The sequence below is a fragment of the Oceanobacter sp. 3_MG-2023 genome (genome assembly GCF_030688925.1).
In the GTDB taxonomy this organism is placed as follows: domain Bacteria; phylum Pseudomonadota; class Gammaproteobacteria; order Pseudomonadales; family Oceanobacteraceae; genus Oceanobacter.
The window spans coordinates 135,383-153,230 of sequence record NZ_JAUYVX010000001.1; the positions used below are offsets into that span (position 1 = coordinate 135,383).

Sequence of the window (17,848 nt, forward strand, 5' to 3'; positions counted from 1 at the left end):
AGGCATTCCAATATTAAGTTCTTTTAAATCAATGGGTTGAAAATGAGAACAGGGTTTATTTGTCATATAGATGACAACAGAATGTAAGTTTTATGACACTGTCCAGATGGATGGAATTGTAGGCTTTATGACATAGCTCGCGTAAGCGTGATTGCATTGTTGGCAAAAATTTTGCTGTAAAACGAATTGGTTCATATTTAAAACATTGTGTTTGACCGTAAACAACCCAACCCGGTTGAAATACTTATGGGGAAGTCGTGGCAGGTATTGCAGCAAAAGTAGTAGTGATTTGGCCGGGCTAAAGGAGTGCGATTCAAGCCCTTAAGTATTATTCCTGTTATCCGCGGGTCGAGAGATGCTGGCTCTCTATGCCCAGATACGTCATCTGGCTGCAGGAACAGCAATAGCCAGAGGTTGCCGTAACACACCTAAAAGACGCTCCGGTGGACGGACGAAGATGCATGACTCTGGTGAACGAACGACCGCTCCACGTAATGGCATGGATCAGCAATGATAAAAATAATAACAAGGCAGCAACAGCACCGAACAATCATATTGGCACTGCTACTCATGGTCACGGCGACCAGCGCGGCTGCCGAGACCATTCGCTTTGGCATGATCACAACACCAGATCACGCCTGGTCCAGGCTGATGCAACAGTTTAAAAATACCGTAGAAAGCAGCTCTGGCAATACTATTCGGGTGCGTGAATCCCGCTTCGCCAAAGTCCGTGGAGAGTCCAGCATTATCGAACTGTTAGGGCGAGGACAGCTACAGGCGGCGATTGTTGCGGTTGGTTCACTGACCACGCTTGATCCTGCGTTGAATGGCTGGCTGATGCCATACCAGTTCGCCGATACCGGGCAGTTACGTCGGGCGGCGCAGCGGGATGATGCCAAAACCATGTTGGTCGGTCTGGAGCGCCACAATCTGGTGGCGTTGGGGTATGCCTTTTCCGGTATGCGGGTGATTATGTCGCCGGCGGCGATGGCCTCTGTCCAGGATTTGAAAGGTAAAAAAGTAGGCACCTTCCCCAACGACGTATTCTACAACTGGTATCGGCAATTGGGGGCCGATCCGCAACCGATCCAGATTCAGGATATACGCCTCTGGTTTGAACAGGAAAAAATCGACGCTATTGATATCGACCTGGCTACGGCGGTTGATTTGCAGCTGTCTACCCAGGCTCCCAACCTGATGTACACCAGGCATATGGCTTTTCCCGGAGTGTTTGTGGTGTCCAGAAGCTGGTGGGATGCGTTAACGCCAGAACAGCAGCAGGCCATCAGTGCGGCCTTTACCCAGGCAGAGCAGGCAACTTTTGCTGGCTTGGAAAAAGCGGAGCAAGCCGACCTGAAGCAACTGCGCGGGGAGGGCGTTAGCGTGAAAACCTACACAGAAGCCGACTTTAATAGCGTGCCCCAAAAGCTGCGAGACTTTTATTACGGCACTAATGAACGCCTGAAACGTTTTGGTATGGATCAGCCGTAACCGCCTGCTCTGATCGGGTTAAATGGCTGTGGCAGCAGAGCATCGTTCCTTGATACCAAATCAGGGGGAGTTAAGTTTACCGGCCGGGGCAAGGTATTGCCCCATGATAACCCTCTTGCCTGCCAGCGGAATGGCTGTCTGGTGATCCGGGTCGCGGTTGCAATGCCTCGTTCCCCGGGTCAACAGGCTAGAAAGCCAATAACGAGCCTGTGACACCTTCTACGTACCAGTTCATCCGTAATAGCTGATCGTCAGATAATTCTTTACCTTCCTTGATGCGGGTGCTGCCACGATAGCTTTTAATCGGGCCAGCAAATACTGAGTATTGGCCGGACATTATTTCTTGTTGCTTATTGGCTACCAGCCGGCGTATATCCGCGGGAATTTCAGGGCTGATTGAAACCAGCTGAGAGGTAGACTCTGCCATGCCAGTCCATTCACTGTCGGGCTTCCAGGTGTTGTTTAACAGGGCTTGAATGCGATTGATATAATAAGGCCCCCAGTTATGAACAACCGACGCCAGGTGTTTGCTGGGTGCAAATGGACGCATATCTGAGTGGTAGCCGATAACATAAACGTTTTTCTGCTCGGCGATTTCGGCAATGGCGGATGAGTCGGTATGGTGTGTTAATAAATCAACACCGGATTCAATCAACTGATTGGCCAGCTCAACATCTTTCTCCGGGTCGTACCATTTATAGGTCCAGAGTACTTCGACTTCAGCCGTTGGGTTAACTTCCCTGACTCCCATGGTGAATGCATTGATGCCACGGATAACTTCCGGTATTGGATGCGCAGCAACGTAACCAATTTTGCCATTTTTGGTCATGCTGCCAGCAATCAGGCCAGAGAGGTATCTGGGTTGATAGGCTCGAGTCGCATAATTGCCCAGGTTTCCACCTTGGCGGGAGCCAGTGGCGTGTTCAAAAATGACATTGGGATTATCGCGGGCAATGCTCTCGGTGGAAACCATATAACCAAACGAAGTAGCAAATACGATATCGTTTCGGTCTGCCAGGTCTTGTAATACCTCACGTGAAGAGCGTCCTTCCGGAACAAATTCAACGACTTCTGTTTCGACTTTATCGCCAAATGTTCTTTCTATCGCAAGACGTCCCTGGTTATGAGAATAGCTCCAGCCAACATGATCGGCTGGGCCGACCAATATGAAGGCAGCTTTGATGGGGGAGGCATAAGCGGTACTGGAAAGGATGATTGGCAATAAGCCAATGGCCAGTACGGCAGCGAAGAAGGCGAATCGGGTAGTGGTAGAACCAATATGGCTGAGCAGGGAAACGGGTTTGATATTCATCACGATTAATGACCTGAGAATGCTTGGTTGCAAAACCTGACCATGTGGTCAGCTTGAAGGGATTATCAATATCTCAACCATTCAGGTCAATAAACAATCAATTTGTTAATGGGTCTTATTCGACACAGCGGACAATCCCGCAGAAGGAGCCGTGATTGCGAATGGATGGATACCTGCTGGTTCGGTTCTGGAAGGATTTGAATTTACGTAGGGAGCGGCCCTGTCCGTGGCCGTTGGATTCCGGGGTCGGCCCGGAATGACAGATTTTTATACGGCCCTGTTTGTGGCTGTCAGGCAGGAGAGGTGTTTGTGCATTTGCATGCCTAGAGACCGTGGAGTGGCGCGTAGTCGTCGGCTAGCGTCCGTGCCCGACAGGCGGCATTCCGTGTCCGCCGGTCGGCATGTTGCTCTGTTGGGTTACAGCGCCTTGATGGCTTCGATCTGTTCCTTGATCTTGCCCAGATCGCGTTCGTAACCGGTCAGCTTGTCTTTCTCTTTTTCAATCACGGCAGCCGGGGCCTTGGCGACAAAACCGGCGTTGTTCAGCTTGTTGCTGATGCGGCCAATTTCTTTGCCCAGGCGTTCTTCTTCTTTGCCTAAGCGGGCGATTTCCTTGTCTTTGTCGATCAGTCCGGCCATGGGCACCAGCACTTCCATATGGCCAACCAGTTGGGTGGTGGCCATGGGGACGGTGTCGCCGTCGTTGACCCAGGTGATGCTGCTGAGTTTGGCCAGCTTGGCAAGGAAGGTCTGGTTGTCGTCGGCGCGGCGGAAGTCGTCGTCATTGCCGTCTTTTAACAACAGGTCGAGTTCCTTGCTGGGGCCAATGTTCATTTCTGCACGAATGTTACGTACCGCTGTGATAACACCCTGTAGCCATTCGATATCGGCTTCGGCTTCGGTATCGATCAGGGCTTCCTGGGGGACCGGGTAGTCGGCCAGCATTATGGAGGCGCTGGAGTCAGGCCCGCCTTTGCCAGCGAGGTCTTTCACTTGCTGCCAGACGGCTTCGGTGATGAACGGAATAATGGGGTGGGCCAGACGCAGGGTGGCTTCCAGCACGCGTACAAGGGTGCCAAGGGTGCCGCGACGAATCTCGGCGCTGGCGTTTTTGTCCCACAATACGGGTTTGGACAACTCCAGATACCAGTCGCAGTATTCGTTCCAGATAAATTCGTACAGTGCCTGGGCGGCCATATCGAAGCGGTACTGGTCCATATGGCGACGGACTTCGGCTTCGGTGCGTTGCAGGCGCGAGATAATCCAGCGGTCGGCGAGACTCAGGGCTGCGGCTTCGCCGGTGGCACCGCAGGCGGCCAGCATGTCGTCGGTGATGGCAATGGCGGTGTTGTTGGCGGCCGCGGCTTCGACAGCTTCTTCGCCAGCGATGGAGAGCATGACGTAGCGAGAGGCATTCCACAGCTTGTTGCAGAAGTTACGATAACCTTCCAGGCGTTTCATGTCCCAGTTGATATCGCGGCCGGTGGAGGCCATGGCTGCCAGGGTGAAGCGCAGGGCATCGGTGCCGTGGGGGGCGATGCCATCGGGGAATTCTTTTTGGGTGCGCTTGCCGATTTTTTCCGCCAGCTTGGGCTGCATCATATTGCCGGTGCGTTTTTCCATCAGCTCATCGAGGCTGATGCCATCGATCATGTCCAGCGGGTCAAGGACGTTGCCCTTGGATTTGGACATTTTCTGGCCAACTTCGTCGCGGATCAGGCCGGTAACATAGACGGTCTTGAACGGCACCTGGGGCTTGTTGTCGTCGTCTTTACAGAAGTGCATGGTCATCATGATCATGCGGGCAACCCAGAAGAAGATGATATCGAAGCCGGTCACCAGCACATCGGTCGGGTGGAAGTCGGCCAGTCGACGGGCCACTTCCTTGTCGTCGATATTGGGCCAGCCAAGTGTGCCAAAGGTCCACAGGGCAGAGGAGAACCAGGTGTCGAGCACGTCGTTGTCTTGCGTCAGTTCAACATCGTCGGCGAGGTGGTTCTGGGCGCGTACTTCGGCTTCATCGTGACCAACAAAGACGTTGCCTTCGGTGTCGTACCAGGCCGGGATGCGATGGCCCCACCAGAGCTGGCGGGAGATGCACCAGTCCTGGATATCACGCATCCAGCTGAAGTACATGTTTTCGTAGTTTTTCGGTACAAACTGGATATCGCCATTTTCGACCGCTTCGATGGCCGGTTTGGCCAGGGTTTTGGCATCGACGTACCATTGGTCGGTGAGCATTGGCTCAATGACGACGCCGCCGCGGTCGCCGTAGGGCACAGTGAGGTCGTGGTCCTTGATGGCATCGAGCAGGCCCAGTTCGTCGAAGTCGGCAACGATGGCTTTGCGGGCGGCGAAGCGTTCCATGCCCCGGTATTTTTCCGGAATATGAGTGTCGACTTCGGTGTTGACCGAGCCGTCGCTGTTAAACGCCTGGGCTTCGTCGCGAATATCGGCGTTGAAGGTGAGGATGTTGATCATCGGCAAGCCGCAGCGCTTGCCCACTTCACAGTCGTTAAAGTCGTGCGCCGGAGTGATTTTGACGCAACCGGTGCCCTTGGTCATATCGGCGTGTTCATCACCGACGATCGGGATGCGGCGACCCACCAGCGGCAGTTCAATAAATTTGCCAATCAGGTGCTGGTAGCGCGGGTCTTCCGGGTTAACCGCAACGCCGGTGTCTCCGAGCATGGTTTCCGGACGTGTTGTGGCGACCACAATATAGTTCTGGGTGTTGCCATCGGCGTCGGTGTAGGTCTCGCCATCGGCCAGCGGGTAGCGCAGGTGCCACATGCTGCCCTTGGATTCCTTGTTCTCAACTTCGAGATCCGAAATGGCGGTGTGCAGTTTCGGGTCCCAGTTGACCAGACGTTTGCCGCGATAGATCAGGCCTTCTTTGTGCAAGCGGATAAACACTTCTTGCACGGCTTTGTAGAAGCCGTCGTCCATGGTGAAGCGTTCGGTGTCCCAGTCGACGGAGTTGCCGAGGCGGCGCATTTGACGGGTGATGGTGCCACCGGACTGGTTTTTCCACTCCCAGACTTTTTCGAGGAATTTTTCACGGCCCAGTTCGTGGCGATCTGGTTGGCCTTCAGCTGCCAGTTTGCGTTCAACCACCATCTGGGTGGCGATACCAGCGTGATCGGTACCGACCTGCCACAGGGCTTTTTTGCCCAGCATGCGGTGATAACGGGTGAGAGCGTCCTGAATGGTGTGCTGGAACGCGTGGCCCATATGCAGGGAGCCGGTGACGTTCGGCGGTGGAATCATGATGGAGTAGCCTTCGCCATCCAGGCCGTCCTGATAGGGCTTGAAGTAGCCTTTGGCTTCCCATTCTTGGTACCAGGTTTGTTCGATGGCGTCGGGCTTGTAGGTCTTGTCCATGGCGGCGGTGTGATCTCAATGGTGGTGCGGCATGCCATCCGGGTAGCCGGGTAGATTGGCAAGCGACTGATTAAACGATAAAAAATGGCGGCCAGTATAGCGGAATCGTGGCGCGTGTTCAGCCGCTGGATGGGCCGGATGTGTTTTCAGGGTGAGTTGCTGGGGGGGGGGTGGTGGAATGGTTGGCCAGTGAAGTTCGTTCAGTGAAGCCCAGGCCACGCGCGGGTCTGGGCGTATGGCCTGGCCGTTCGGGAGCCAGAGTATCAGTCGCGAGGTTTGCTCATCAGGATATTACGCAGTTTTTCGCGCAGGCGGGCCTGGATCACTGGAGTCAGCTCATCGACAAGGGACTCGATCAGTTGCTTCTTCTCGGTGGCCCCCAGCAGGGCGATGGCATCGGAGTCACGCTGTTGTTTTTGCTCTGTCACCCGTTGCATGGTGCGGTGCGCTTCTTCGGCACTGTGTTGGGCCGCCAGACGCTCGGAGGTGAGGCGGTCCAGTATCGACTGCGGCAAAAACGGGTTGGACGATATCTTGGCAGCTATCTCCGGCACGTCAGCGTCAGCTGCTGGAGACTCAGGCAGGACTGGTGCTTCCGGTTCCTGTTCCGGTTCAAAATGCAGGGGCTCCAGAGTGGGGGATTCCGGTTGTTGTGGTGCCGGTGTGATGGCGTATTGCGGGATATTGCTCTCGGTGAGCGTCGGGATGGTGTCCGTGCCGGAGGTGACGCTGGAGGTTGTGCTGGCCGGGTTTGGGGTAGCGGCGGGTTGGGCTGCTGGCTTGTGCGTCGGTGTGTCAGACTGGGCTGGCTTGAGGGCGACCGGCTCAATATGCAGGTTTTCAGGTGCCGGGTAGTTATCTTCGACCGGGCCAAAAATGGCGTCGAGGGTGTCGGAGCTGTGGTCGGATTCGTTCTTGCGTACCATTTCCTGACGCAAGTATTCCAGAATGTCGCTGGCGACAATTCGGGGTTGGCTATCCGCTTCCGGACTTTTGACAGCGGACAGATGAGGGGGACGCTTGTTTGGCGGATTGATATTGCGTAATACCGGCGGTTCATCCTGGCTGAACAGGTCGCTCAATACCGGGACATCATCGACAGTATTCAGCTGAGTCAAGGCTTGCTCGAGGTCAATTTGCTCACCAGCGGCATCGTCGAGGACGCGCTGCAAGGTTTCCAGTTCGTCGAGTAAGTTACGCGAATCGTTGTCGGTACTCATGTGCGTAGTCTCATATCCTGGTGAGTAATGGGGTAGCCCCTGTCACGCAAAAAACGGAAATGGTCGCGGGTATGTCCCAGTACGTCATCCTGCTGGATAACAACTTCGACCAGTCGATCAAAACGGCCAAAAAAAGATGGCAGTTGGTCGTTCAGGTTAATCAGTACGTCATGCTGCTCTGTCGGCGCATCTTGCCAGCCTATATGTACCGGGCTTTGGCTTACGGGTCGTTGTTCATCGACCAGGCTGTGTGGCACAAAAGCGGTATGACGAAACGCCCACAGCTGCCGGTCCAGTTGCTCGGCATGGCTGCGAGAACCGGTATGGATATAAATATGCTTGCCCTGGGCCAGGACTTTTTCGGTCAAACGACAGACAAAGTGCTGTTGCTCGTCGATGGTGGTCGCGGCCAGTACATAAAAAAGAATATCGGTCATGCGAGGCGTGGCTGCCGTTGTTGCAGGTCATTAATAAACTGAATGCTACCCGGTTGATGGGGGGCTTTCAAACCGCTTGATGCTATTAAACGAGGATCTTTTATATGTTCTCTGCCGGTGCGGGTTGATCGTTTGATGAATGCGCTGAAAATTGCGAGATACGGACACTAATAGTCAGTTCCAGACCATTCAGGGCCAGTACCTGTTGGCGCTTTTCGGCGGTAATGCGCCAGCCATGTGGTGTCATGGTAAGCAGGTCGGGGAGGGCGGCGGCCGGAATAAATACCTGGCTGCTGTGCTCGCTGCTGCCAACCCGCTCAAATCCCTGTTTTATCATGTCATCAGTTGGATCGTAACTGTCGCTGCGAACGTCGGTATAAATGTGCTGCCGGAGTTCTTGCAGGTGTTGCTGTGCCGGTGTAACCAGCCAGACGGGTGCTTCGGGTTTGAGCAATTCCGCCCAGCGGTCGGCCATGGTCGGGGTAAACACACTGAGTATGGCGTCGAGGCTGCCAGGCTGGAACGGCAGGCGACTGCCACTGGCCACCAGCCAGTCAATCTGCTTGCTGCGTTGGCAGGCGGTACGGACTGCATCCCGTGAAATATCGATGCCGTACAGATGGTGGTGGATATGGTTGGCGGTCAGTTGTTGCGCCAGTGAGGCGGTGTAATAGCCTTCACCACAACCGCTGTCGGCAATATGGAGTGTCTGGGAGGCAGACGTGTTTGCCCGGTCTGCCAATACCGGGATCAGGGCGGTGTTGATGGCATCAGCAATGGCTTGATAATAACCGCCGTTGAGAAACTGTTGTCTGGCCCTGACCATTTCAATATTGTCGCCGGGATTGAGCGAACGCTTCTGGTTGACCAGTAACAGGTTGAAATAGCCCTGGCGGGCGCGGTCAAAACTGTGGCCATTGGCACAGCCCCGGCTGCGGGCGGCACCGTGTTTGTCGGTAGCGCCTGCCAGTTCCGGTAAGGGTTGCTGGCAAACCGGGCAGATCAGAATATCGTTTGCCTGGGGGATGGTCTGTTCTGTGTCTGTGCTTGTCATCGGCTGGCTATCCTAGCAGGCGCTCAAGAATGCCTTCGTACAGGCTGGTGAGGGTGTCGAGGTCGGCGGCATTGATACATTCATTAACTTTGTGAATGGTGTCGTTGCGAGGGCCGAGTTCCACGACCTGTGCGCCGGTCGGGGCTATAAACCGGCCGTCGGAGGTGCCTCCGGCGGTTGACAGTTCGGTCTCGCGACCGGTCACTGCGCGGATGGTATCTACGCAGGCATCAACCAGCGGGCCGTGGTCGGTAAGGAATGGCAGGCCGCTGAGGTTCCATTCAATGTCGTAGTCGACCTGGTGTTTGTCGAGAATATCGCAGGTACGTTGTTTGAGAATGTCGGCTGTGAGCTCGGTGGAAAAACGGAAGTTGAACACCACGGTCATGCTGCCAGGGATAACATTGGTCGCACCGGTGCCGGCATTGATATTGGAAATCTGGAAGCTGGTGGCGGGGAAAAAGTCATTGCCCTGATCCCATTCTTCACTGGCCAGCTCCGCCAGCGCGGGTGCTGCCTGATGAACCGGGTTACTGGCCAGGTGCGGGTAAGCCACGTGTCCCTGAATCCCCTTGACTGTCAATACTGCGCCGAGTGAACCCCGGCGGCCATTCTTGATGGTGTCACCCACCAGATGGGTCGATGAGGGTTCACCAACAATGCAGGCATCGATTTTTTCGTGCCGGGCTTCCAGTGTTTCAATCACCTTGACGGTGCCGTTGTGGGCCGGGCCTTCTTCGTCGCTGGTGATCAGAAAAGCAATCGAGCCTGTGTGGTCAGGGTGCTTGGCGGTGAAGTTTTCAACTGCGACCACCATGGCGGCCAGTGAACCTTTCATATCAGCGGCGCCGCGGCCATACAGCATGCCATCCACAATTTGGGGTTCAAATGGCGGATATTGCCAGTTCTGTTCCGGGCCGGTAGGCACAACATCGGTATGGCCGGCAAAGCAGACCAGCGGGCCGCTGTTGCCACGGCGGGACCAGAAGTTATCGACTTCACCAAAGCGCAATGGCTCATTGGTAAATCCGGCGTTGGCAAGACGTTCCATCATTAACGCCTGACAACCTTCGTCTTCCGGGGTGACGGAACGGCGGGCAATCAGGTCGCAAGCCAGTTGTAAAGTAGGGGACATGACAACTCCAGAGGTTGGTGCAGGGCGAAAACGGGCGCGGATAATACCATAGCCTTGAGCGGGATAAAGCGCGTCGCACTGCGCGGTGGTGAAACACCGGTATCGATCACTGATGGTAATGGCACCGGTGCCGTCTTCAGGGCGTGCTGGCCTTGGGGTGGGCGGGGTGTTTGGGGACAGGATGCTTGAGCGGTTTGGCACCGGTAATAACCGCGCTGCGGTAGGGATAGGGGTAGCCGTAATAGGGCCCTACTCCCCAGACAAAGTGATAGCGGACCTCAGGGGCTGATGTTTTGCGCCAAAGCTCGATGCCATCGGCCTGGATATGGGCAAAACGATAGGGGTGCTCACCAATATGCCCTTCATCCATACCGGTCAGCTGCCCCCGAACGGTAACTAACCGGCCGGACTGGTAGGTTTCTGGGTCAATAAAATAATCGAACTCGGCCCGAAAGCGGCCATCGGAACGGTCGCTGTCTGAACGCGGCTGGCCAGAATCCCACAGCGGGCGCTGCAATATCTCCAGCGTAGTGTGCTGATCACCATTGATAACACTGATAATTTGCCCGCCCAACACAACGGTTTGATGTTGGTATTGCTCCGGGTTGGCTTGTATCTGTTGCAATGACGGCAACATATCGGGGTCAGGTACTGCGACTGATGACGGGTAGCTGGCACAGCCGGATAGCAGCAGTGCCAATGCGCTGCATCGCAGGCCGGATTGCCAGTGGCGCAGAGAGTGAGGGTGGTGCTGTGAGGTATGACGAAAAAAGTACATAAGCCAAGTTCCCTGTTGTGCTGAATGACGTTGATAGCCAATGGTTTGATATCAGTGCCAGAAGAATAGATCGGCAGGTTTCGCCGTTCTGGCCGCGTGTTACTATGCCGGTTTTTTACTGACATGCCGAGAAGCCTCCATGAGTGAGACACTGACAAAAGATCAGCTGGATACTGTATTGCAAGAAGCGGACTTGCTGAAAACCCCGGAGCAAGTGGACGACGCGATCAATCAGCTTGCCGCTGATCTGACTGAGCGCCTGCAAGATACGGTTCCTGTGGTCTATACCATTATGAATGGTGGTCTGGTACTGGCCGGGCGGTTATTGCCCCGGCTGCCGTTTGCGCTCGAGGTTGGCTATATGCACGCTACCCGTTATCGCGGTGATGTGACAGGCAGTACCGAACTGCAGTGGCAAGCACCGCCATCGATACCAATGACGGATCGTACAGTACTGATTCTGGACGATATTTTTGATGAAGGTCATACCCTGGCGGCCGTCGTTGAAGCCTGTCGTCAACAGGGTGCCAAAGAGGTGCTCACCGCCGTTCTGGTCGATAAGCGGCATGATCGCAAAACCGATGAACTGACCGTTGATTACGCCGGTATGGAAGTTGAAGACCGTTATGTCTTTGGTTGTGGTATGGATTACCGTGGCTTCTGGCGTAATTTGCCGGGCATCTATGCGGTTAAGGGTCTGTAACCGGCTGTTGGCCTGCCATAACAAGGGGAATAACCGCTATTCGTTGTGATTGGCAAACGGCTGTTTGTACTGGTGATGTGTCAGATAGTTAACCGTTATTATTGACGGAACTTTTCAAAAAATAACTGTGTCTGAAGCGGCGTTTTACCTCACGGCGGTGATATCACTTCTGTCTGGTTATGCCCCATTTGCCGTTTAATTGCCAGGGAGATACTGGGTGAGGGATGTTGGATCGTATGTCACTGCGGGTTCCAAAAGCCGCAAGCGGTCGGGACTGCTGCTGTTGCTGGTCACTGCGGTGGCTGGCTGCAGTTCGATTGAGCCGGTTCAGCCTGAGCCGATGACCTTTTCCGGGCTGGCTGAACCTGTTGCCAGTACCTCTCCCACGGCTGTTGCTGCCGGGCAGGCGGTCACGGACCGCTGGTGGCAATCCTTTGATGATCAGATGCTCAATCGCCTGATTGAAGACAGCCTGGCGAATAATTTTACCCTGCAATCCGCCTGGGCCCGGCTGCAACAAAGTCAGGCGTTGGCCCGGCAGGCCGGGGCGGAACAGTTTCCCACCCTGGATGCGAGTTTGTCGCGCAGTCGCTCATTTGGGCCGGATGCCGGTACCAATCGCTGGCAGGCCGGGTTATCAGCTGCCTATGAAGTGGATTTCTGGGGGCGGGTCAGTGCGCTGGAACAGCAAGGTCAATTGGATGCCCTGGCCAGTGCAGCCAGTGTGCGGGTAGTAGCCAATACGCTTGCAGGAGAAGTCGCCCAGGCCTGGTTTGGCTGGTTGCGGCAACAAGGTCGTATCCAGTTGCTAAGCCAGCAACAACAGCGGGTTCGCTCGGCGTTGGCTATCACCGAAGTGCGATTCAATCGTGGGCAGGTGGCTATTTCAGATGTCTGGCAACAGCAGCAATTATTGGAAAATCTCTCCGCCAGTTTGAGTGCTGATCAGGCCCAGCAAATTATCTATCAGCAGCAACTGGCGGTCTGGCTGGGTCGCAGCGACTGGCTGCAGAGTGAGCTTGTTCCTGAATTGGCCGCCATGCCACCACGGCCGTTGCCACGACTGCCGTCTTCATCCCCCCGTGTTTCTCTGTCAGCCTTGCAACAACGGCCAGATGTGCAGCAATCCTGGTTTGCCTTGCAATCGGCGAATGCCGCGCTGGCGGCAGCCATTGCCAACCGCTATCCAAGGCTGACGCTGTCGGCGTCTTATTCGGCATCCGACGCCAACCTGGCCGATATTTTTGATAACTGGGTAGGGAATCTGGCGGCGGGTCTGGTCGCACCCCTGCTGGATGGTGGCCGTCGCCGCGCAGCGGTGACCGCGTCGGAAGCGGGAGTGCAGGCGACGGTGGCGGATTATCAGCAAACCTTGTTGGCGGCAGCCCAGACCGTGCAGCAACTCCTGGTACAGGAACAACAGGCCAGTGACCAGCTGGCCAGCCTGGTCAAACAATTACACCTGGCCCGTAAAACAGAAGCCTTCCAGCTGGCGCGCTATCGGCGCGGGGTGGGGGATTTTCTGGCGTTGCTCAACGTACAACAGGACGTACTGGCGCTGGAGCAAACAGTACTCGATGGCCAATGGCAGCAGTTGCAATACCGTATTCAATTGTATCGATCGGTCAGTCACGGCGATTTCACAGGGGCGGATGCTGGAGAATCACAACCATGAAGGACAACCGGAATATGAAACAACCCACAGGCTTGCACAAGCAAACCGGTAATGTCTGGCTGGTACTGCTGGTGCTTGTACTGGGAGGTGCGGCAGCCTGGATCGTGCTGACCACCGCCCCGGTGCCGGAGCGGGTAAAACCCGTGGTGCAGGCGCGACTGGTTGAAGTGCAGCGCCCGGGCGCTGGCGGACGGCCAACCTGGACGGCGGGTGGTCAGGTGTCAGCGGCAGAGCGAATCCTGCTGCAGGCCCAGGTCAGCGGTCGGGTTGTCTCGGTGGCCAGCGAGGCATTGCCGGGAGCGACCCTGAAGGCCGGTGCGCGCCTGCTGACCATTGAACCACGGGATTATGAGCTGGCGTTGCAGCGATACGAAGCGGCTCGCATTCAGGCGCAAGCCGATCTGGATCTGGAGCTGGGGCAGTCCGCCCTGGCCGCCGACGAATACCAATTGGCGCAGCGAGAGCTGACCGGTGCCGACCGGGCGCTGGTGTTACGAGAACCGCAGCTGGCCAGTGCCAGGGCCAAGCTGCTCAGTGCCAGGGCGGAGATCGACCAGGCCCGACTGAACCTGGCGCGTACCCGTGTGACGATGCCGTTTAACGGTCAGATACTGTCACGCAATGTGGCGGTTGGCAGTCAGGTGAGCAGTTCAGTCGAGCTGTTTGAACTGGTGAATACCGATGAATTCTGGATCGAAGTCAAAGTGCCGCGCAATTTTCTGGCCTGGCTGGATGTGGATGCCCCGATCCGGCTTTATCACCCCAGCTGGGGTAAACAGAGCCGCGAAGCCCGCATTCTGAACCTGTTGGCCGACGTCGACGAGCGTGACCGCCAGGCCCGGCTAATGGTTGCCGTAAGTGATCCACTGAGCCTCAAGGACCCGGACCAGCCGGTGTTGATGCTGAATGATTTTGTCTCTGTCGAGCTGCAAGGCAAGGCCATTCCCAATAGCGTCACCGTGCCATTACAGCAGCTGAATGACGATGGCAGCCTCTGGGTCGTGAACAACAACCAAATGGTACGGCGCACCCCCGAGGTCTTGTACCGGGGCCGGACCCAGGCCTGGATTGGCGCGGGCCTGCAGCCGGATGATCAGTTGCTGGTTAACCGGCTGGACAGTGTAACGGAAGGCTTGCCGGTGCGGCTGGCCAACCGGGCGGATGCTGGCGCGGCAGTGGAAGCCGCCGACGGCACCTCCAGTCGTGAGCCAGAGGTGACACCATGAGTGCGGCGCAGGGGAATGGCCCGATCGCCTGGATGTCACGCCATGGCGTGGCGCCCAACCTGTTGATGGCCGTATTGATCATTGGCGGCTTTCTGATGTCGCTGACCATCCGCAAGGAATTTATTCCATCCTACGAAGCGGACATGATCATCGTTCAGGTGAGCTACCCCGGTGCAACGCCCACCGAGATGGAGCAAGGGGTGGTACTGCCAATTGAAAATGAACTGGCAGAAGTCGATGGCCTGAAAGAGATCAACTCAACCGCCTCCCAAAGCAGTGCCAGAGTCACAATTGAGCTGGATAACGGCACGGACCGTCAGCAGGCGTATCAGGATGTGCAGCAGGCAGTGAACCGGATTACCACCTTTCCGGGGCAAATGGAGACACCGAGCGTCAGTATTGCCAGCCGTAATATCAGCGTGGTGGAAATGGCGATTTTTGGCCCGCTGGACACCTTTGCCCTCAAACGTCTGGCCGAACGGGTCAAGGATGAGTTGTTATCGTCGGCAGAGATTTCCAAGGTCGAGCTGACCGGTACCCCCGACGAAGAAATCCATATCGAAATTCCCCAGTCTGCACTCCAGCGTTATGGTCTGTCGTTGCAAGATATCGCGGCAGCGGTGGGCAAAAATGCCATCGAACAAAGTGCCGGAACCGTGCAAACCCCGGGAGGCGATATTCTGGTGGCGCTCGACCAGCGGCGCTATTGGGCGGGAGAATTCAACGACATTCCGGTGATCGCCGATGCCGGCGGTGTACGGCTGCGGCTGGGGGATATCGCCCAGGTAAGCGAAGGTTTTGGCGACAGCCGCAGACTGGTGACGTATGACGGCCAGGAAGCCATCCGTTACGACATATACCGTTCTGAACAACAAACACCCCTGACCGTGGCCGCCGCCGTACACGAAAAACTCGACGAGATTCGTGGCTGGTTGCCCCCGGGGGTCAAGATTGTGGTCACCGATGACGATGGCAAAACCTACAACCAGAGGGTCGGGTTGCTGATCAAAAACGCCGCCATCGGGCTGACACTGGTGCTGGTGCTGTTAAGCCTGTTTCTGGAATACCGGCTGGCGTTCTGGGTCACCATGGGGATTCCAACGGCGTTTTTAGGCGCCTTGCTGTTGCTGCCTGCGGTGGATATGTCGATCAATATGATCTCGATGTTCGCCTTTATTGTGGCCCTTGGCATTGTGGTGGATGACGCCATCATTGCCGGTGAAAATATTTACGAACACATGCAGAAAGGCATGCCGTTTGCCGATGCAGCGGTGGTGGGTGCCAAAGAAGTCGCCAGTCCGCTGGCCTTTGCCATTCTGACCAACGTGGCAGCCTTTCTGCCCTTGCTGGCACTGCCTGGCATGATGGGGAAATTGTTCCTGGCGATTCCGATCGTGGTGATCAGTTGTTTTCTGATTTCCTGGCTGGAGGCATTGTTTATCCTGCCATCCCATCTGGCGCATTTGAAAGAAAAACCGGAAAGCCGTTTAGGGCAAAAAATGGATGCCTTGCAACTCAAGGTTGATGGCTGTCTGGGACGTTTTATCGACCGGGTTTATCGCCCGACCCTGAAAGTCAGTTTGCGCAACCCGGGGTTGACCCTGGCCATCGCGCTGGCGCTGGGGCTGACGGTGTTGGCCTGGGCATTCAGCGGGCGGATGGGTTTCAGTATGTTTCCGCGTCTGGAAGGCGAGTTTACCGTTGCGGCGGTCGAGCTGCCCTCCAATGCGCCGTTTGAACAGGCGCTGGATGTCCGGTTACAGCTGGAAGCCCGGCTACGCGATATCGTCGAGCCGGTTGAAGCTGCCGGAACGCCCTTGCTGCTGAGTATTGAAGGCAGTATCAATGGCTCAACCATCGAAGTGGAAGCGCGGCTGGTGGACTCTGAAATCCGTCCCATCAGCGCCCACGAAGTGGCCAAACGCTGGCGTGCCGCCATGGGAGAAATTCCCGGTATTCGCAGCATTACCTTCGATTCTGAACGCGGTGGCGGCCCGTCCGGTGGTCGCGGCCTGACGGTGGAGCTGCGCGGCAACGATATCGACCTGCTGGCGCAAGCCAGTGAAGACCTCAGTGTGTTTATGTCGCATCTGGGTAACGTCAAGGATGTTGCCAGCAGTTTTACCAGTGGCAAACCACAATGGGATGTGGCGATTAACGACCTCGGGCGCAGCCTTGGGCTGGAGTCGGATGATGTGGCCATGCAGGTGCGGGCGGCCTTGTACGGTGCCAGAGCCTTGCGGCAGCAACGCCAGCGTAACGAAGTCACCGTACTGGTACGGTTGCCCCAGAACGAACGTCGCTACAGTGCCGATATCGAGCGCTTGATGATCCGTACGCCAGCCGGTGGTTATGTGCCATTGGCAGAAGTCGCGGTGCTGGAGAAAACCGTCTCGCCATCGAGTATTTCACGCAGGGCCGGGCGGCAAGTGGTGAACGTAACCGCCGATGTCGAACCGCGTACGCAAATCCCGGCCGTGATGACGGTGTTACAAGAAGAAGCCTTTGTCGACCTGCAAGCCAAATACCCCAGCCTCGACTTTGATTTTCGGGGGCGTCAGGCCGATACCCGTGAAAGCATGAGTGTGATGCAGCTGTACGGGCTGTTCTCGTTACTGCTGATTTACGTTTTGTTGGCGATTCCATTCCGCAGTTACGGCCAGCCATTGCTGGTGATGCTGGTGATTCCCTTTGGCGCGGCCGGAGCGATTCTGGGTCATATTATCCTGGGATACGGACTGTCGATTATCAGCCTGATGGGGATTGTGGCACTGGCCGGTGTGGTGGTGAACGACAGTCTGATTCTGGTGGACTACGCCAACCGCATCCGGGCAAAACGCCAGCTGACGGCACTGGAAGCCATCAGTGAAGCCGGAGTGCGACGCTTCCGGCCCATTTTGTTGACCACTCTGACCACCTTTGGTGGGTTGGCTCCCATGGTCTTTGAAACCTCACGCCAGGCACAGTTTATTACCCCCATGGCGGTATCACTCGGATTCGGGATTCTGTTTACCACCTTTATTTGCTTGCTGGTGTTGCCTGCCCTGTATGTATTGCTGGATCAGTTACTGAGCAAATTGTCGGGTACGGCGGAGCCATTGAATAGTTGATTGCCAGACGCATCCGGGGTAGATGGTTGCAAACGCATAATTTTGGGGTCGTATCAATCCGATATCAGGTTGAGTGAATGTTTATGTCTGTAACGTATGCAATATGGGCTGTTGTGATCGCTTTATTAACATGCCCTTTGACTGTCTCGGCCACAGAGCCAGATATCGGTTCTTCTTTTAATGGCGGTGATTTCAGTCTGCCGAAGATTATAATAAATTTATTAAAGATAGCATGCAGCGCTACTAACAATGCCATAAGCGCGAACGCACAAAAATATGCACTCCGCTCCGCTTTTGGTGCCGGTTATGGCAGGCGTTAAATC

The 17,848-nt window shown here is 55.8% G+C and carries 12 protein-coding genes; 5 read left to right on the forward strand and 7 right to left on the reverse strand.

All coding sequences use genetic code 11. The features are described from left to right. Positions 1 to 570: 570 nt before the first annotated feature. Positions 571 to 1,491 carry a TRAP transporter substrate-binding protein gene (locus tag Q8W32_RS00625; protein ID WP_305413216.1) on the forward strand — a complete coding sequence of 307 codons (921 nt, stop codon included), beginning with the start codon at positions 571 to 573 and terminating at the stop codon, positions 1,489 to 1,491. A 187-nt stretch (positions 1,492 to 1,678) separates the two neighbouring features. Here the strand turns inward: Q8W32_RS00625 and Q8W32_RS00630 are convergent, their stop codons facing one another. The 7 genes from Q8W32_RS00630 to Q8W32_RS00660 all read right to left on the reverse strand — a co-directional run bounded on the left by Q8W32_RS00630 (position 1,679) and on the right by Q8W32_RS00660 (position 10,811). After that, entirely contained in the window at positions 1,679 to 2,803 is a 1,125-nt protein-coding gene (locus Q8W32_RS00630; protein ID WP_305413217.1) for a BMP family ABC transporter substrate-binding protein, read from the reverse strand. A 417-nt stretch (positions 2,804 to 3,220) separates the two neighbouring features. Further along, positions 3,221 to 6,187 (reverse strand): valine--tRNA ligase, encoded by a 2,967-nt coding sequence (locus tag Q8W32_RS00635; RefSeq protein WP_305413218.1) that lies wholly within the window; start codon positions 6,185 to 6,187, stop codon positions 3,221 to 3,223. A gap of 263 nt (positions 6,188 to 6,450) precedes the next feature. Beyond that, on the reverse strand, positions 6,451 to 7,407 hold the full coding sequence (locus Q8W32_RS00640; protein ID WP_305413220.1) for a hypothetical protein: 957 nt from the start codon (positions 7,405 to 7,407) through the stop codon (positions 6,451 to 6,453). Next, complete coding sequence (locus tag Q8W32_RS00645) at positions 7,404 to 7,844, reverse strand: DNA polymerase III subunit chi (RefSeq protein WP_303431703.1); 441 nt, start codon at positions 7,842 to 7,844, stop codon at positions 7,404 to 7,406. The genes Q8W32_RS00640 and Q8W32_RS00645 overlap by 4 nt, the downstream gene beginning before the upstream one ends. Before the next feature lie 100 nt (positions 7,845 to 7,944). Further along, positions 7,945 to 8,898, reverse strand: a complete 954-nt coding sequence (locus Q8W32_RS00650) for a putative RNA methyltransferase (protein ID WP_303431702.1) — start codon at positions 8,896 to 8,898, stop codon at positions 7,945 to 7,947. Positions 8,899 to 8,905: 7 nt separating this feature from the next. Beyond that, complete coding sequence (dapE, locus tag Q8W32_RS00655; protein ID WP_303431701.1) at positions 8,906 to 10,033, reverse strand: succinyl-diaminopimelate desuccinylase; 1,128 nt, start codon at positions 10,031 to 10,033, stop codon at positions 8,906 to 8,908. Positions 10,034 to 10,169: 136 nt separating this feature from the next. Beyond that, positions 10,170 to 10,811, reverse strand: a complete 642-nt coding sequence (locus tag Q8W32_RS00660; protein ID WP_303431700.1) for a Slp family lipoprotein — start codon at positions 10,809 to 10,811, stop codon at positions 10,170 to 10,172. 139 nt (positions 10,812 to 10,950) lie between these two features. Between Q8W32_RS00660 and Q8W32_RS00665 the strand changes: the two genes are divergently transcribed. The 4 genes from Q8W32_RS00665 (at position 10,951) to Q8W32_RS00680 (ending at position 17,525) form a co-directional block, all read left to right on the forward strand. Next, a complete protein-coding gene (locus Q8W32_RS00665) occupies positions 10,951 to 11,514 on the forward strand; it encodes a hypoxanthine-guanine phosphoribosyltransferase (RefSeq protein WP_303431699.1) in 564 nt (187 codons plus the stop codon). Between the two features lie 217 nt (positions 11,515 to 11,731). Beyond that, positions 11,732 to 13,189, forward strand: a complete 1,458-nt coding sequence (locus Q8W32_RS00670) for a TolC family protein (RefSeq protein ID WP_305413223.1) — start codon at positions 11,732 to 11,734, stop codon at positions 13,187 to 13,189. A gap of 14 nt (positions 13,190 to 13,203) precedes the next feature. After that, positions 13,204 to 14,415, forward strand: a complete 1,212-nt coding sequence (locus Q8W32_RS00675; RefSeq protein WP_305413224.1) for an efflux RND transporter periplasmic adaptor subunit — start codon at positions 13,204 to 13,206, stop codon at positions 14,413 to 14,415. Next, positions 14,412 to 17,525 (forward strand): efflux RND transporter permease subunit, encoded by a 3,114-nt coding sequence (locus Q8W32_RS00680; protein ID WP_305413225.1) that lies wholly within the window; start codon positions 14,412 to 14,414, stop codon positions 17,523 to 17,525. Before Q8W32_RS00675 ends, Q8W32_RS00680 begins: the two co-directional genes overlap by 4 nt. Positions 17,526 to 17,848 lie beyond the last annotated feature (323 nt).

Bases quoted from the DNA above. Each gene is read 5' to 3' on its own strand.
- Q8W32_RS00625 (WP_305413216.1), top strand. From the start codon at position 571: ATGGTCACGGCGACCAGCGCGGCTGCCGAGACCATTCGCTTTGGCATG.
- Q8W32_RS00630 (WP_305413217.1), bottom strand. From the start codon at position 2,803: ATGAATATCAAACCCGTTTCCCTGCTCAGCCATATTGGTTCTACCACT.
- Q8W32_RS00635 (WP_305413218.1), bottom strand. From the start codon at position 6,187: ATGGACAAGACCTACAAGCCCGACGCCATCGAACAAACCTGGTACCAA.
- Q8W32_RS00640 (WP_305413220.1), bottom strand. From the start codon at position 7,407: ATGAGTACCGACAACGATTCGCGTAACTTACTCGACGAACTGGAAACC.
- Q8W32_RS00645 (WP_303431703.1), bottom strand. From the start codon at position 7,844: ATGACCGATATTCTTTTTTATGTACTGGCCGCGACCACCATCGACGAG.
- Q8W32_RS00650 (WP_303431702.1), bottom strand. From the start codon at position 8,898: ATGACAAGCACAGACACAGAACAGACCATCCCCCAGGCAAACGATATT.
- dapE (WP_303431701.1), bottom strand. From the start codon at position 10,033: ATGTCCCCTACTTTACAACTGGCTTGCGACCTGATTGCCCGCCGTTCC.
- Q8W32_RS00660 (WP_303431700.1), bottom strand. From the start codon at position 10,811: ATGTACTTTTTTCGTCATACCTCACAGCACCACCCTCACTCTCTGCGC.
- Q8W32_RS00665 (WP_303431699.1), top strand. From the start codon at position 10,951: ATGAGTGAGACACTGACAAAAGATCAGCTGGATACTGTATTGCAAGAA.
- Q8W32_RS00675 (WP_305413224.1), top strand. From the start codon at position 13,204: ATGAAACAACCCACAGGCTTGCACAAGCAAACCGGTAATGTCTGGCTG.
- Q8W32_RS00680 (WP_305413225.1), top strand. From the start codon at position 14,412: ATGAGTGCGGCGCAGGGGAATGGCCCGATCGCCTGGATGTCACGCCAT.